Source organism: Neobacillus sp. PS3-34 (genome assembly GCF_030915465.1).
Lineage (GTDB): Bacteria > Bacillota > Bacilli > Bacillales > Cytobacillaceae > Neobacillus_A.
In genome coordinates this window covers 2,141,425-2,155,718 of the sequence record NZ_CP133267.1, presented here as the reverse complement: position 1 = coordinate 2,155,718, position 14,294 = coordinate 2,141,425, and the positions used below count along the sequence as shown (strand labels likewise).

Below are 14,294 nucleotides of genomic sequence, written 5' to 3'. Positions count from 1 at the left end.
GAGGAAATAAGGAATGCCTAAAGTAGCATTATTTAATCAAAGCGGTTCTCAAGTTGGAGAAATCGAACTTAACGATTCCGTTTTTGGTATTGCACCTAATGAGCATGTACTATTTGAAACAGTCCTAATGCAAAGAGCTTCCCTAAGACAAGGAACTCATAAAACAAAAGTTCGTTCTGAAGTAGCCGGTGGTGGACGTAAGCCTTGGCGCCAAAAAGGCACAGCGCGCACGTCAAGGATCCATCCGTTCTCCTCAGTGGCGCGGTGGTGGTACCGTGTTTGGTCCAACTCCACGTAGCTATAGCTATAAACTGCCTAAGAAAGTACGCCGTTTAGCAATTAAATCTGCTCTTTCTTCTAAAGTTTTAGAAGAAAACATTTTAGTGTTAGAAGGTCTTGCTTTTGAAGCACCAAAAACTAAAGACTTCAAGGGCCTTTTAAGTGGTCTTGCAGTTGAGAAAAAAGCACTTATCGTTACTGCTGATCTTGATGAAAACGTAGCATTATCTGCTCGTAATATTCCTGGTGTAACAGTTGTAACAGCAAATGGCATCAATGTTTTAGATGTCCTAAATCATGATAAGTTGATCATGACGAAAGCAGCAGTTGAAAAAGTAGAGGAGGTGCTTGCATAATGGATGCACGCGATATCATTAAGCGCCCCGTTATCACTGAACGTTCTACTGACCTAATGGCTGAAAAGAAATATACATTTGAAGTTGATGTTAGAGCTAACAAAACTCAAGTTAAAGACGCGGTTCAAGAGATCTTCGGCGTTAATGTTGAGAAAGTTAACATCATGAACTACAAAGGTAAATTTAAGCGCATGGGCAAATTCGGCGGTTACACAAATAAACGCCGTAAAGCAATCGTTAAATTAACAACTGACAGCAAAGAAATCGAATTCTTTGAAGCATAAAAAATTGACACGAAGAGGAGGGAAATGAAATGGCGATTAAAAAGTACAAACCTACCTCCAATGGTCGTCGCGGCATGACAGTTTCAGATTTCGCTGAAATCACAACTAGTACTCCAGAAAAATCTCTTTTAGCACCATTAAAGAGAAAAGGCGGCCGTAACAACCAAGGTAAGTTAACTGTTCGTCATCAAGGTGGCGGTCACAAGCGTCAATACCGTATTATCGATTTTAAACGTGATAAAGATGGCATTCCAGGACGCGTTGCCACTATCGAATACGATCCAAACCGTTCTGCAAATATTGCATTAATCAATTATGTAGATGGAGAAAAGCGTTATATCCTAGCTCCTAAGAATTTAGAGGTTGGCTTGGAAGTAATGTCTGGTCCTGAAGCGGATATTAAGGTGGGTAATGCATTACCACTTTCAAACATCCCTATGGGTACTGTAGTACACAATATCGAATTAAAGCCTGGTAAAGGTGGACAATTAGTCCGTTCTGCTGGTACTTCCGCACAAGTTTTAGGTAAGGAAGGCAAATACGTTCTAGTTCGCTTAAATTCCGGAGAAGTTCGCATGATCCTTGCAACTTGCCGCGCAACAATCGGCCAAGTTGGTAATGAGCAGCACGAACTAATCAACATTGGTAAAGCAGGTCGTTCACGCTGGTTAGGCAAACGCCCAACAGTTCGTGGATCTGTAATGAACCCTAACGATCACCCACACGGTGGTGGTGAAGGACGTTCACCAATCGGACGTAAATCACCTATGTCTCCATGGGGTAAACCAACTCTTGGATTCAAAACACGTAAGAAAAAGAGCAAATCCGATAAATTTATCGTGCGTCGCCGTAAAAAATAACGCGATTGAACTACGGTTCACAAAACGGCCGTAGAACAGTCACGAAGGGAGGTTCAAACATGGGTCGCAGCTTGAAAAAAGGACCTTTTGTTGATGAGCATTTAATCACAAAGATCGAAAAGTTAAATGAAACTGAAGGCAAGCAAGTAGTTAAAACTTGGTCACGCCGTTCTACGATCTTCCCACAATTCATCGGCCACACTGTTGCAGTGTACGATGGTCGTAAACATGTGCCTGTATATGTTACTGAAGACATGGTAGGCCACAAGCTTGGAGAATTCGCTCCAACACGTGCTTACAAAGGCCATGGTAATGATGACAAGAAAACAAGACGTTAATGAGAGGAGGGCATTTCAATGCAAGCTAAAGCTGTTGCAAGAACAGTTCGTATTGCTCCTCGTAAAGTTCGTTTAGTCGTAGATTTAATTCGAGGTAAGCAAGTTGGTGAAGCTATAGCAATTTTAAACTTAACTCCTAAAACATCATCACCAGTGGTGGAGAAGGTTTTAAAATCCGCTATCGCGAACGCTGAGCACAATTATGAAATGGATGTAAATAGCCTTGTTATTACACAAGCATTTGTTGATGAAGGACCAACGTTAAAACGTTTCCGTCCTCGTGCAATGGGTCGTGCAAGTGCAATCAACAAACGCACAAGCCACATCACTATCGTATTATCAGAAAAGAAGGAGGGATAATCAGTGGGTCAGAAAATAAATCCAGTTGGTCTTCGAGTTGGCATCATTCGTGATTGGGAATCAAAGTGGTACGCTGGCAAAGACTATGCTGATCTTTTACACGAAGACATCAAAGTCCGTGAATACATTTTTAAACGTTTGAAAGACGCTTCTGTTTCTAAAGTTGAAATTGAGCGCGCTGCAAACCGTTTGAATGTTACTGTACACACTGCGAAGCCTGGTATGGTTATCGGTAAGGGCGGTACTGAAGTTGAAGCACTTCGTAAAGCGCTAAACCAACTAACTGGCAAACGTGTTCATATCAACATTCTTGAAATCAAAAGAGCGGATATCGATGCGAAATTAGTAGCTGAGAATATTGCTCGTCAATTAGAAAATCGTGTATCTTTCCGTCGTGCGCAAAAACAAGTTATTCAACGTGCTATGCGTGCAGGAGCAAAGGGTATTAAAACAATGGTATCCGGTCGTTTAGGCGGTGCAGATATTGCTCGTTCAGAACATTACAGCGAAGGAACAGTTCCACTTCATACACTTCGTGCTGACATCGACTATGCAACAGCTGAAGCAGATACTACTTATGGTAAGCTTGGCGTAAAAGTATGGATCTACCGTGGAGAAGTCCTTCCTACTAAGAAGACATCTGTGGAAGGAGGCAAATAATCATGTTATTGCCAAAGCGCGTTAAATATCGCCGTCAACATCGTGGGAAAATGCGTGGTCTTTCAAAAGGCGGCACTGAGATCAACTTTGGAGAATTCGGTCTTCAAGCTTTAGAAGCATCTTGGATTACTAACCGTCAAATTGAGGCTGCACGTATTGCAATGACTCGTTACATGAAACGTGGCGGAAAAGTTTGGATTCAAATTTTCCCTCATAAGCCTTATACGGCAAAGCCTCTAGAAGTTCGAATGGGTTCCGGTAAAGGTGCACCAGAAGGCTGGGTAGCTGTTGTTAAACCAGGCAAAATTATGTTTGAAATTGCAGGTGTTTCTGAAGAAGTAGCTCGTGAAGCTCTTCGTCTTGCAATGCACAAACTTCCAATCAAGTGTAAGTTTGTAAAACGAGAAGAAATTGGTGGTGAATCAAATGAAAGCTAATGACATTCGTGACCTTACCACTGCTGAAATTGAACAAAAAGTTAAATCCTTAAAAGAAGAGCTTTTCAACCTTCGCTTTCAATTGGCGACTGGACAACTTGAAAATACAGCTCGCATTCGTGAAGTGCGCAAAGCGATTGCTCGCATGAGAACTGTGATTCGTGAAAGAGAAATCGGCGTCAATAATCGATAATTGAGAGGAGGTTCTCCCAATGAGTGAACGCAATCAACGCAAAGTTTATACTGGACGCGTTGTTTCAGACAAAATGGATAAAACCGTTACTGTTCTTATAGAAACATACAAAAAACATTCTCTATATGGTAAACGCGTAAAGTACTCTAAAAAGTTCAAGGCTCATGATGAGCTTAACGAAGCTAAAACTGGTGATGTAGTACGCATTATGGAAACTCGTCCGTTATCGGCTACAAAGCGTTTCCGACTAGTAGAAGTAATAGAAAAAGCAGTTATTATTTAATTGTTCGGATTAAGCTTTATTCCGAAGGGAGGTTACACGCATGATTCAACAAGAATCTCGTTTAAAAGTTGCTGATAACTCTGGTGCCCGCGAAGTACTTACAATCAAAGTTTTAGGTGGTTCAGGCCGCAAAACAGCTGGGATTGGCGATATTATCGTTTGCACAGTGAAACAAGCAACACCAGGTGGCGTTGTTAAAAAGAGCGATGTGGTTAAAGCTGTTATTGTTCGTACAAAGAGCGGTGCACGTCGTGCGGATGGTACTTACATCCGTTTCGATGAAAACGCCTGTGTGATTATTCGTGATGATAAGAGCCCACGTGGAACTCGTATTTTTGGCCCTGTTGCCCGCGAACTTCGCGACAACAATTTTATGAAAATCGTTTCTTTAGCTCCAGAAGTACTATAATTTAAATTTAATGGCCTTTAAGGAGGTGCGCACAGATGCATGTTAAAAAAGGTGACAAAGTAATGGTCATCTCTGGTAAGGATAAAGGCAAAACAGGAACTATCCTGGCTGCTTATCCTAAACAAAGCCGTGTACTAGTAGAAGGCGTAAACATCGTGAAAAAACACTCTAAGCCATCTCAAGCGAATCCGCAAGGCGGAATCAATAGCCAAGAGGCACCTGTTCATGTATCAAACGTTATGCCTATCGATCCAAAGTCAGGCAACCCAACTCGTGTTGGATCTACAACGGTTGATGGCAAAAAAGTACGCGTAGCAAAATCCGGTGAGTATTTAGATAAATAGTTCATAGAAGAAGGGAGGTACTATGATGAATCGCCTCAAAGAAAGATTCGTAAATGAGATTTCTCCTGCTCTTGTGAGCAAGTTCAGTTATCAGTCTGTGATGCAAGTCCCTAAGATTGACAAGATCGTTATTAATATGGGTGTTGGTGATGCTGTTGCTAATGCAAAGGCTCTCGACAACGCAGTTGAAGAACTTGCGACCATTACAGGACAAAAACCTGTTGTTACACGCGCAAAAAAATCGATCGCGGGCTTCCGCCTTCGTGAAGGTATGCCAATCGGTGCGAAGGTTACCCTTCGTGGTGAGCGCATGTACGAATTCCTAGATAAATTAGTTTCTGTTTCACTTCCACGTGTACGTGACTTCCGTGGTGTTTCTAAAAAAGCATTTGACGGTCGTGGTAACTACACACTTGGTATTAAAGAACAATTAATTTTCCCTGAAATTGATTACGATAAAGTAAGCAAAATTCGCGGAATGGATATCGTTATTGTTACTACTGCAAATACTGATGAAGAAGCTCGTGAACTTCTGACTCAAATCGGTATGCCTTTCCAAAAGTAATCGCTAAATAGAATGGAGGCGAAAACGTGGCTAAAAAGTCAATGATTGCCAAACAAAAACGCACGCCTAAATACGCTGTTCAAGAGTACACTCGCTGCGAACGCTGCGGACGTCCACACTCTGTATACCGTAAATTTAAGCTTTGCCGTATATGTTTCCGTGAATTAGCACACAAGGGACAACTTCCTGGTGTGAAAAAAGCTAGCTGGTAAACCCCAAGTCTGGGAAGGAGGTAAAAATAATGGTCATGACAGATCCAATTGCGGATATGCTCACACGCATTCGAAATGCGAACATGGTTCGTCACGAAAAGTTAGAAGTGCCTGCTTCTAACATGAAAAAAGAAATCGCTGAGATTTTAAAGCGTGAAGGTTTCGTTCGTGATGTTGAATTTATCGAAGACAACAAACAAGGTATTATCCGTATCTTCTTAAAATACGGTGCAAATAACGAACGTGTTATCACTGGTCTTAAACGCATCAGCAAGCCTGGACTTCGTGTTTACGCTAAGTCAACTGAAGTACCTCGCGTACTTAACGGTCTTGGTATCGCACTAGTTTCAACTTCACAAGGTGTTATAACTGACAAAGAAGCTCGTTCAAAACAAATCGGTGGAGAAGTTCTCGGTTACGTTTGGTAATAGAGTTTCTGAATGAATGGAGGTGCACTAAATGTCTCGCGTAGGTAAAAAACCAATCGAAATTCCAGCAGGAGTTACGGTTACATTAGATAATAGTACTGTTTCTGTAAAAGGACCTAAAGGCGAACTTGTTCGTTCATTTAATCCTGACATGGAAATTAACATTGAAGAAAACGTGGTAAACATTTCTCGTCCATCTGATGCGAAGGAACACCGCGCATTGCACGGTACAACTCGTGCGGTTCTCGCTAACATGGTTGAAGGTGTTTCTAAAGGATTTGAAAAAGGCCTTGAATTAATCGGGGTTGGTTACCGTGCTTCAAAGCAAGGGAACAAGCTTGTATTAAACGTTGGTTACTCTCATCCAGTTGAAATCACACCTGAAGAAGGTATTGAAATCGAAGTACCTGCAAATACAAAGATCATCATTAAAGGTACTGACAAAGAACGTGTTGGTGCGTTAGCTGCCAATATTCGCGGAGTACGTCCTCCAGAGCCGTATAAAGGCAAAGGAATCCGTTATGAAGGCGAATTTGTGCGTCGTAAAGAAGGTAAAACAGGTAAGTAATGCCGCATAGGTAAACGAAAGGAGTGACGTAAATGATTACGAAGCTTGATAAAAGCGCTACTCGCAAGAAAAGACATGCTCGCGTTCGTGCGAAACTTAGCGGAACTTCAGCTCGTCCACGTCTAAATGTGTTTCGTTCCAGCAAACATATTTATGCTCAATTAATCGATGATATCAAAGGAGTTACTTTAGCAAGTGCTTCTACATTAGATAAAGATTTTACTCTTGATTCTACAAGCAATATTGAAGCTGCGCAAAAGGTCGGAGAATTAGTTGCTAAGCGTGCGGTAGAAAAAGGTATTTCAGCAGTCGTATTTGACCGTGGAGGATACCTGTATCATGGACGTGTTCAAGCGTTAGCTGATTCAGCACGTGAGAACGGCTTACAATTTTAATAGACAAAGGAGGGACACAAAAAGATGCGTCGTATTGATCCAAACAAACTTGAACTAGAAGAACGCGTAGTTACAATTAATCGTGTAGCGAAGGTTGTTAAAGGTGGACGTCGTTTCCGTTTCTCCGCTCTTGTAGTAGTTGGAGATAAAAACGGTCATGTCGGTTTCGGTACTGGTAAAGCCCAGGAAGTACCTGATGCTATCCGTAAAGCTATCGAAGATGCAAAGAAAAACTTAATCGAAGTACCTATGGTTGGAACTACTGTTCCTCACCTAGTTATCGGTCGTTTCGGTGCTGGTGAAATCCTTCTTAAGCCTGCTTCAGAAGGTACAGGAGTTATCGCCGGCGGACCAGTTCGTGCGGTACTTGAACTAGCTGGTGTTGCTGATATCCTATCTAAATCATTAGGAACAAACACACCAATTAACATGGTTCGCGCTACATTAGACGGACTTAAACAATTAAAACGTGCTGAAGACGTAGCAAAATTACGCGGTAAATCAGTAGAAGAACTGTTAGGATAAGGGAGGGAAATCAAATGGCGAATAAACTTGAAATTACCCTCACTCGCAGTGTGATTGGTCGTCCTCAGGACCAACGCGAAACAGTTAAAGCTCTAGGATTACGCAAAGTTAACCAAACAGTTGAACAACAAGATAATGCTGCTATTCGCGGTATGATCAATAAAGTTGCTCACCTTGTAACGGTTAAAGAACAATAATTTGATTCTTCTCTTTCATAAGGAGGTGCCCAAATGAAACTTCATGAGTTAAAGCCTGCGGAAGGTTCACGTAAAGAACGTAAACGTTTAGGACGCGGTATCGGATCTGGTCAAGGTAAAACTGCCGGTAAAGGTCATAAAGGTCAAAATGCTCGTTCCGGCGGCGGTGTCCGTATTGGATTCGAGGGTGGTCAAACACCTTTATTCCGTCGTTTACCGAAACGCGGTTTTACAAACATCAACCGTAAAGACTACGCTATTGTAAATCTCGACGTGCTTAACCGCTTTGAAGACGGTACAGAAGTTACTCCAGAACTTCTTATCGAAACAGGCGTTATCAGCAACGAGAAAGCAGGAATTAAAGTTCTTGCAAAAGGGAACGTAGAGAAAAAATTGACTGTAAAAGCTCATAAATTCTCCTCTGCTGCCAAGGAAGCAATCGAAGCTGCCGGTGGAAAAACTGAGGTGATCTAATGTTCCAGACAATCTCCAATTTTATGCGCGTGGGTGATATAAGACGTAAGATTGTATTCACCCTTTTAATGTTAGTAGTATTCCGTCTTGGTACATTTATTCCAGTGCCTAACGTAAATGCCGATATACTTGGTGCACAAGATAAACTAAGTGTATTCGGTATTCTTAATACCTTTGGTGGTGGCGCTCTTAAGAAATTCTCCATTTTTGCTATGGGTATCATGCCGTACATTACAGCATCAATCATCATTCAGCTTTTGCAGATGGATGTTGTGCCTAAATTTACGGAATGGTCTAAGCAAGGAGATGCAGGACGCCGCAAACTGGCTCAATTTACCCGTTATTTCACTGTTGTGCTGGGATTTATCCAGGCATTCGGCATGTCATACGGATTTAATAATTTAGCTGGTGGCCAGCTTATTGAGAACCCGGGAATTGGTACGTATCTTTTAATCGCGACCGTTTTAACTGCGGGAACATCATTTCTAATGTGGCTGGGTGAGCAAATTACCTCTAAAGGGGTAGGTAATGGTATTTCCATTATCATCTTTGCCGGTATCGTTGCTGGTATTCCTAGTACGATCAATCAGATTTATGTACAGCAGTTTGAAAATGCGGGAGAGCAATTATTCCTACGTATTTTGACAGTGGTGTTAATTGCACTGGCTGTAATTGCGATTGTTGTTGGTGTTATTTTTATCCAGCAGGCAAACCGTAAAATTCCGATCCAATATGCAAAACGTGTAGTTGCAGGAAGAAACCCTGTTGGAGGACAATCTACCCACATGCCGTTGAAAGTAAACGCTGCTGGTGTAATTCCTGTAATCTTTGCGGTATCATTTATCATTACGCCAAAGACAATTGCATCATTCTTCCCAACAAATGATGTGACACTTTGGATTCAAAAAATCTTTGATTATTCCCATCCAATTGGGATGGTCCTATATGCGGCGTTAATTATTGCGTTCTCTTATTTCTATGCTTTCATTCAAGTTAACCCTGAACAAGCAGCGGAAAACTTGCAGAAGCAAAGCGGCTATATCCCGGGCATCCGTCCTGGAAAAAGCACTCAGGAATATCTGACACGCGTATTATATCGCTTAACATTCGTGGGATCTTTATTCCTGGCAGCGATTGCTGTCCTTCCGGTTATTTTCATTAAGATTGCTAACTTGCCTCCGTCGGCTCAAATCGGTGGAACAAGCCTATTGATCGTCGTGGGTGTTGCCCTTGACACAATGAAACAGCTTGAAGCTCAGCTCGTTAAACGCCATTATAAAGGTTTCATAAAATAAACTGGTTTTGGGGGATGTCCCCCTAAAACCAATTTTAAACCCTGAGGGGGAAAACGTGTGAATTTAGTTTTAATGGGGCTTCCGGGTGCTGGTAAAGGCACGCAGGCCAAAAAATTGTCGATAAATACGGCATCCCTCATATCTCTACTGGTGATATGTTCCGTGCAGCTATGAAAGAAGGAACGGAACTTGGTTTAAAAGCTAAATCTTTCATGGATCAAGGTGCACTTGTCCCTGATGAGGTAACGATTGGTATTGTAAGGGAACGTTTAAGCAAGGAAGATTGCCAGAATGGTTTCCTACTTGATGGTTTTCCAAGAACTGTTCCTCAGGCTGAGGCATTAGAGGATATGCTGATTGGTTTAGATAAAAAAATCGATTACGTCATTAATATTGATGTAGATCAGGATATTTTAATGGAACGTTTGACAGGCAGACGGATTTGCAAAAATTGCGGTGCTACCTATCATCTCGTTTTCAATCCTCCTGCCAATGAGGGAGTATGTGATCGCTGTGGCGGTGAACTTTACCAAAGAGCGGATGACAATGCTGAAACAGTTGAAAACCGTTTAAACGTAAACATCAAACAATCGAAGCCATTATTGGACTTCTACGAAACAAAAGGCTATTTACGCAATATTGATGGTCAGCAGGATATTAATAAAGTATTTTCTGACGTGGATCAATTGCTTGGGAGCTTAAAGTAATGATTATCTGCAAAACCCCTCGCGAAATTGACATCATGCGCGAAGCTGGCCGCATTGTTGCCCTTACCCATCAGGAGCTAAAGAAACATATTGTTCCGGGGATCACGACCGGGGAACTTGATCGTGTTGCGGAAGAGTTTATCCATGATCATGATGCAATTCCTTCGTTTAAAGGGTATAATGGTTTTCGCGGCAGCATCTGTGCTTCAGTGAACAATGAACTTGTTCATGGAATACCTGGTGACCGGGTCTTAAATGAAGGTGACATTATCAGTATTGATATTGGAGCAAAATTTAACGGCTACCATGGCGATTCTGCCTGGACCTATGCTGTTGGGAAAATAGATGAGGAATCCCAGCGTCTTTTAGATGTAACGGAGGAATCACTTTATCAAGGCCTGAATGAAGCGAAACCAGGCGAGCGTCTTTCAAACATCTCCCATGCGATTCAAAAGTATGTGGAAGCAAATGGATTTTCTGTCGTACGCGAGTATGTCGGGCACGGAGTAGGGCAAGACTTACATGAGGACCCAGATATTCCTCATTATGGACCCCCTAATAAAGGTCCGCGTCTTAAGCCTGGTATGGTACTTGCAATCGAACCGATGGTGAATGCAGGCAGTCGTTATGTAAAAACGTTGGCTGATGACTGGACAGTTGTAACAGTTGACGGCAAGGTGTGTGCTCATTTTGAACATACAATTGCAATCACTGAAACGGGTTTTGAGATTTTAACAAAAGCCTAAAAGCTGGTGATTTCATGGCCGTTGTCGATTCAGGTCCGAAGCTAGGACAATTTGTTTTAGTTTCCAGAGGACGGGATGCAGGTCAATATGCTATAATAGTAAGGTTGATTGATGAGAGGTTTGTTTTTCTTGCGGATGGTGTTAAACGAAAGTTTGACCAGCCTAAGAAAAAGAACATTCAACACCTTCGCTTATTTGATCAAGTATCTCCTGAAGTTCATAACAGTATTATCGAAACAGGACGTGTAACGAATGGAAAAATTCGCTTTGCACTTACGATTTTTTTGAATAAACGCCTATCTGAAAAAGAGAAGGGAGACCAGTTCGATGGCGAAAGATGATGTAATTGAGATTGAAGGTAAAGTAACTGAAACTTTGCCAAATGCAATGTTTAAGGTAGAATTAGAAAATGGTCATACTGTGCTTGCTCATGTTTCCGGTAAAATTCGAATGCACTTCATTCGGATCCTTCCAGGTGACAAAGTCACTGTTGAGCTTTCTCCATATGACTTAACACGCGGAAGAATCACGTACCGCTTTAAATAATTACATCGCACTCCGTACTACTAAGGAGGTAAGGATAATGAAAGTAAGACCATCAGTCAAGCCGATCTGCGAAAAATGTAAAGTTATCCGTAGACGCGGAAAAGTTATGGTTATCTGTGAAAACCCTAAACACAAACAAAAACAAGGTTAATATTGAAGGAGGTGCGCTATTTCAATGGCACGTATTGCTGGTGTAGATATTCCACGTGAAAAACGTGTAGTAATCTCTTTAACATACATTTATGGTATTGGTAAAAATACGGCACAAAAAATCTTAGCAGAAGCTGGTGTTTCTGAAGATACACGTGTACGTGATTTAACTGAAGACGAGTTAAACAAAATCCGTGAGATAATCGACAAATTAAAGGTAGAAGGTGACCTTCGCCGTGAAATTTCCCTTAACATCAAACGTCTAATGGAAATCGGCTGCTATCGTGGTTTGCGTCATCGCCGTGGTTTACCGGTTCGCGGACAAAATACGAAAAACAACGCTCGTACACGCAAAGGTCCTCGTAAGACTGTAGCGAACAAGAAGAAATAATCGGTAAAGGAGGTACTCATTTAAATGGCACGTAAAACTAATACACGCAAACGCCGTGTGAAAAAAAATATTGAAGCAGGTATTGCACATATTCGTTCTACATTCAACAACACAATCGTGACGATCACTGATGTTCACGGTAATGCTATTTCTTGGTCAAGTGCTGGTGCGCTTGGATTTAAAGGTTCTCGTAAATCTACTCCATTCGCAGCGCAAATGGCGGCTGAAACAGCAGCTAAGACATCTATGGAGCATGGTTTGAAAACTTTAGAAGTAACTGTTAAAGGACCTGGTGCAGGACGCGAAGCAGCTATTCGTGCTCTTCAAGCAGCTGGACTTGAAGTTACAGCTATTAAAGACGTAACACCTGTTCCACATAATGGATGCCGCCCACCAAAACGCCGCCGTGTTTAATTTTTCTGTATAGAATTTGTATCCCTGTCTATAATGGGATATGATACTATTTTTTTACGTTCGTACAGAGACTTTATTCCAGTTGTTGTGCACAAAGGGAACGTATACATGGGGGAATTTCGGTACGGTGCAATTATCCGGCGGGGTTTCGACGTTTTGAAGGAGGGTATATTTGATGATCGAAATAGAAAAACCAAAAATTGAAACGGTTGAGATCAGCGATGATGCCAAGTTCGGTAAATTTGTCGTAGAGCCACTTGAGCGTGGATATGGTACCACTTTGGGTAACTCCTTACGTCGTATCCTATTATCTTCACTCCCAGGTGCCGCTGTTACATCGATTCAAATCGATGGGGTACTTCATGAGTTCTCAACAATTGAAGGCGTCGTAGAGGATGTAACATCCATCATTTTAAACATTAAAAAATTAGCGTTAAAAATCTACTCTGATGAAGAGAAGACGCTAGAAATTGATGTGCAGGGCGAAGGCGCAGTAAAAGCAGCAAACGTAACACACGATAGTGATGTTGAAATCTTAAATCCGGATCTTCATATTGCCACTTTAGGAACAAACGGTCATCTTCGTATGCGTTTAACTGCAAAACGCGGCCGCGGTTATACTCCTGCTGATCATAACAAGCGGGAAGACCAGCCAATCGGCGTAATTCCAATCGACTCTATTTACACACCGGTTTCTCGTGTATCTTATCAGGTGGAAAATACACGTGTAGGTCAAATGACAAACTATGATAAGCTTACGCTTGATGTTTGGACAGATGGAAGCAGCGGTCCAAAAGAAGCGATTGCATATGGTTCGAAAATTTTGACCGAGCATTTGAATATCTTTGTTGGTTTAACTGATGAAGCTCAAAATGCTGAAATCATGATTGAAAAAGAAGAGGATCAAAAAGAAAAAGTTCTTGAAATGACTATTGAAGAACTAGATCTTTCTGTTCGTTCTTACAATTGCTTAAAGCGTGCTGGAATCAACACTGTTCAGGAATTAGCTAATAAGACTGAAGAAGATATGATGAAGGTTCGTAACTTAGGACGCAAGTCACTCGAAGAAGTGAAAGCGAAACTAGAAGAGCTTGGACTAAGCCTACGCAAGGATGACTGATTGGCTAATCATTGATTAACCATACTGTTCTTGATGAAAGCCAAAGAAAGCCGATTAATGACTTCAACAAAGGAGGGAACCCTTCATGGCATATAGAAAGTTAGGACGCACTTCTGCGCAACGTAAAGCAATGCTGCGTGATTTAACAACAGACTTAATTATCAATGAGCGTATCGAAACAACAGAAACTCGTGCGAAAGAAATTCGCGGTACTGTTGAGAAAATGATCACTCTTGGAAAGCGCGGAGACCTTCATGCTCGCCGTCAAGCTGCATCTTACGTTCGTAATGAAGTAGCTGATGCTGAGACTAACGTTTCTGCACTACAGAAACTATTCACTGATATCGCTCCACGTTACCAAGAGCGCCAAGGTGGATACACTCGTATTATGAAACTTGGACCACGCCGCGGTGACGGTGCGCCAATGGTTATCATCGAGTTAGTTTAATACCTTTTACAGACAACAAGGGCGTGGACAGTTTAGAACAAACTTGTTCTCTGCCCTTTTTCTGTATCCGATGTAATTGAATATTCATGAACCAAGCCAAAAAGAGCGTTATGATGAGCGTGATATCTTTACAGAAGGCTGAACAACAAGGGAATATTCCCGTGCAGCAAAACTTCTGATTGCGTCTCGTCTAGCTCATGCACCTCCTCCCATTTCTTAATGAAATTCCTTATTTGTGCAGATTCAGAGTTTTTCTGCCAGGGAGTGAGGTGCAGGCTTTTTTTGTATTCAAAAAAAAGAAAAACGCCTA

General features: G+C 41.7%; 27 protein-coding genes and 2 pseudogenes. All 29 read left to right on the top strand.

From position 1 onward, the window contains the following. The first annotated feature begins 13 nt into the window (after positions 1–13). A pseudogene (gene rplD / locus RCG23_RS11180) lies at positions 14–635 on the top strand (50S ribosomal protein L4). Then, complete coding sequence (gene rplW, locus RCG23_RS11175; RefSeq protein ID WP_308179746.1) at positions 635–919, top strand: 50S ribosomal protein L23; 285 nt, start codon at positions 635–637, stop codon at positions 917–919. The pseudogene rplD and the gene rplW overlap by 1 nt, the downstream one beginning before the upstream one ends. Positions 920–948: 29 nt before the next feature. Beyond that, positions 949–1,779: a 50S ribosomal protein L2 gene (gene rplB, locus RCG23_RS11170; protein ID WP_308179745.1), complete on the top strand. Its 831-nt coding sequence runs from the start codon at positions 949–951 to the stop codon at positions 1,777–1,779. 59 nt (positions 1,780–1,838) lie between these two features. After that, positions 1,839–2,117, top strand: coding sequence for a 30S ribosomal protein S19 (rpsS, locus tag RCG23_RS11165; RefSeq protein WP_308179744.1), 279 nt, complete (start codon positions 1,839–1,841; stop codon positions 2,115–2,117). An 18-nt stretch (positions 2,118–2,135) separates the two neighbouring features. Beyond that, positions 2,136–2,477: a 50S ribosomal protein L22 gene (gene rplV / locus RCG23_RS11160; protein WP_308179743.1), complete on the top strand. Its 342-nt coding sequence runs from the start codon at positions 2,136–2,138 to the stop codon at positions 2,475–2,477. Between the two features lie 3 nt (positions 2,478–2,480). Then, a complete protein-coding gene (rpsC, locus tag RCG23_RS11155) occupies positions 2,481–3,137 on the top strand; it encodes a 30S ribosomal protein S3 (RefSeq protein WP_308179742.1) in 657 nt (218 codons plus the stop codon). Positions 3,138–3,139: 2 nt separating this feature from the next. Continuing rightward, positions 3,140–3,574, top strand: coding sequence for a 50S ribosomal protein L16 (gene rplP, locus RCG23_RS11150; protein WP_308179741.1), 435 nt, complete (start codon positions 3,140–3,142; stop codon positions 3,572–3,574). After that, the gene (gene rpmC, locus RCG23_RS11145) at positions 3,564–3,767 is read left to right on the top strand and encodes a 50S ribosomal protein L29 (RefSeq protein WP_308179740.1); all 204 of its coding nucleotides are present in this window, start codon (positions 3,564–3,566) and stop codon (positions 3,765–3,767) included. Before rplP ends, rpmC begins: the two co-directional genes overlap by 11 nt. Before the next feature lie 19 nt (positions 3,768–3,786). Beyond that, complete coding sequence (gene rpsQ, locus RCG23_RS11140) at positions 3,787–4,050, top strand: 30S ribosomal protein S17 (RefSeq protein ID WP_308179739.1); 264 nt, start codon at positions 3,787–3,789, stop codon at positions 4,048–4,050. 40 nt (positions 4,051–4,090) lie between these two features. Then, positions 4,091–4,459, top strand: a complete 369-nt coding sequence (gene rplN / locus RCG23_RS11135; protein WP_308179738.1) for a 50S ribosomal protein L14 — start codon at positions 4,091–4,093, stop codon at positions 4,457–4,459. 35 nt (positions 4,460–4,494) lie between these two features. Further along, positions 4,495–4,803 (top strand): 50S ribosomal protein L24, encoded by a 309-nt coding sequence (rplX, locus tag RCG23_RS11130; RefSeq protein WP_308179737.1) that lies wholly within the window; start codon positions 4,495–4,497, stop codon positions 4,801–4,803. A 25-nt stretch (positions 4,804–4,828) separates the two neighbouring features. Continuing rightward, a complete protein-coding gene (gene rplE, locus RCG23_RS11125; protein WP_308180036.1) occupies positions 4,829–5,368 on the top strand; it encodes a 50S ribosomal protein L5 in 540 nt (179 codons plus the stop codon). 26 nt (positions 5,369–5,394) lie between these two features. After that, entirely contained in the window at positions 5,395–5,580 is a 186-nt protein-coding gene (locus tag RCG23_RS11120) for a type Z 30S ribosomal protein S14 (protein WP_308179736.1), read from the top strand. A 29-nt stretch (positions 5,581–5,609) separates the two neighbouring features. After that, positions 5,610–6,008 (top strand): 30S ribosomal protein S8, encoded by a 399-nt coding sequence (gene rpsH / locus RCG23_RS11115; RefSeq protein ID WP_308179735.1) that lies wholly within the window; start codon positions 5,610–5,612, stop codon positions 6,006–6,008. Positions 6,009–6,039: 31 nt separating this feature from the next. Beyond that, positions 6,040–6,576: a 50S ribosomal protein L6 gene (rplF, locus tag RCG23_RS11110; RefSeq protein ID WP_308179734.1), complete on the top strand. Its 537-nt coding sequence runs from the start codon at positions 6,040–6,042 to the stop codon at positions 6,574–6,576. A gap of 32 nt (positions 6,577–6,608) precedes the next feature. After that, positions 6,609–6,971 carry a 50S ribosomal protein L18 gene (rplR, locus tag RCG23_RS11105; protein ID WP_308179733.1) on the top strand — a complete coding sequence of 121 codons (363 nt, stop codon included), beginning with the start codon at positions 6,609–6,611 and terminating at the stop codon, positions 6,969–6,971. A gap of 24 nt (positions 6,972–6,995) precedes the next feature. Then, positions 6,996–7,496, top strand: coding sequence for a 30S ribosomal protein S5 (gene rpsE, locus RCG23_RS11100; protein WP_308179732.1), 501 nt, complete (start codon positions 6,996–6,998; stop codon positions 7,494–7,496). A 14-nt stretch (positions 7,497–7,510) separates the two neighbouring features. Continuing rightward, complete coding sequence (gene rpmD / locus RCG23_RS11095) at positions 7,511–7,693, top strand: 50S ribosomal protein L30 (protein WP_048823024.1); 183 nt, start codon at positions 7,511–7,513, stop codon at positions 7,691–7,693. 33 nt (positions 7,694–7,726) lie between these two features. Continuing rightward, on the top strand, positions 7,727–8,167 hold the full coding sequence (gene rplO / locus RCG23_RS11090) for a 50S ribosomal protein L15 (RefSeq protein ID WP_308179731.1): 441 nt from the start codon (positions 7,727–7,729) through the stop codon (positions 8,165–8,167). Continuing rightward, positions 8,167–9,462: a preprotein translocase subunit SecY gene (gene secY / locus RCG23_RS11085; RefSeq protein ID WP_308179730.1), complete on the top strand. Its 1,296-nt coding sequence runs from the start codon at positions 8,167–8,169 to the stop codon at positions 9,460–9,462. Before rplO ends, secY begins: the two co-directional genes overlap by 1 nt. Before the next feature lie 57 nt (positions 9,463–9,519). After that, positions 9,520–10,169 (top strand): annotated as a pseudogene (locus RCG23_RS11080) (adenylate kinase). After that, complete coding sequence (map, locus tag RCG23_RS11075; RefSeq protein ID WP_308179729.1) at positions 10,169–10,915, top strand: type I methionyl aminopeptidase; 747 nt, start codon at positions 10,169–10,171, stop codon at positions 10,913–10,915. Before RCG23_RS11080 ends, map begins: the two are co-directional and overlap by 1 nt. A gap of 14 nt (positions 10,916–10,929) precedes the next feature. Next, complete coding sequence (locus RCG23_RS11070) at positions 10,930–11,256, top strand: KOW domain-containing RNA-binding protein (RefSeq protein WP_308179728.1); 327 nt, start codon at positions 10,930–10,932, stop codon at positions 11,254–11,256. Next, complete coding sequence (gene infA / locus RCG23_RS11065) at positions 11,243–11,461, top strand: translation initiation factor IF-1 (protein WP_026693344.1); 219 nt, start codon at positions 11,243–11,245, stop codon at positions 11,459–11,461. Before RCG23_RS11070 ends, infA begins: the two co-directional genes overlap by 14 nt. Positions 11,462–11,498: 37 nt before the next feature. Then, on the top strand, positions 11,499–11,612 hold the full coding sequence (gene rpmJ, locus RCG23_RS11060) for a 50S ribosomal protein L36 (protein ID WP_000868344.1): 114 nt from the start codon (positions 11,499–11,501) through the stop codon (positions 11,610–11,612). Between the two features lie 24 nt (positions 11,613–11,636). Further along, complete coding sequence (rpsM, locus tag RCG23_RS11055; protein WP_308179727.1) at positions 11,637–12,002, top strand: 30S ribosomal protein S13; 366 nt, start codon at positions 11,637–11,639, stop codon at positions 12,000–12,002. 24 nt (positions 12,003–12,026) lie between these two features. Then, positions 12,027–12,416, top strand: coding sequence for a 30S ribosomal protein S11 (rpsK, locus tag RCG23_RS11050; protein WP_308179726.1), 390 nt, complete (start codon positions 12,027–12,029; stop codon positions 12,414–12,416). Between the two features lie 175 nt (positions 12,417–12,591). Further along, positions 12,592–13,536 (top strand): DNA-directed RNA polymerase subunit alpha, encoded by a 945-nt coding sequence (locus tag RCG23_RS11045; RefSeq protein ID WP_308179725.1) that lies wholly within the window; start codon positions 12,592–12,594, stop codon positions 13,534–13,536. A gap of 85 nt (positions 13,537–13,621) precedes the next feature. Then, a complete protein-coding gene (gene rplQ, locus RCG23_RS11040; protein WP_308179724.1) occupies positions 13,622–13,984 on the top strand; it encodes a 50S ribosomal protein L17 in 363 nt (120 codons plus the stop codon). Positions 13,985–14,294: the final 310 nt, after the last annotated feature.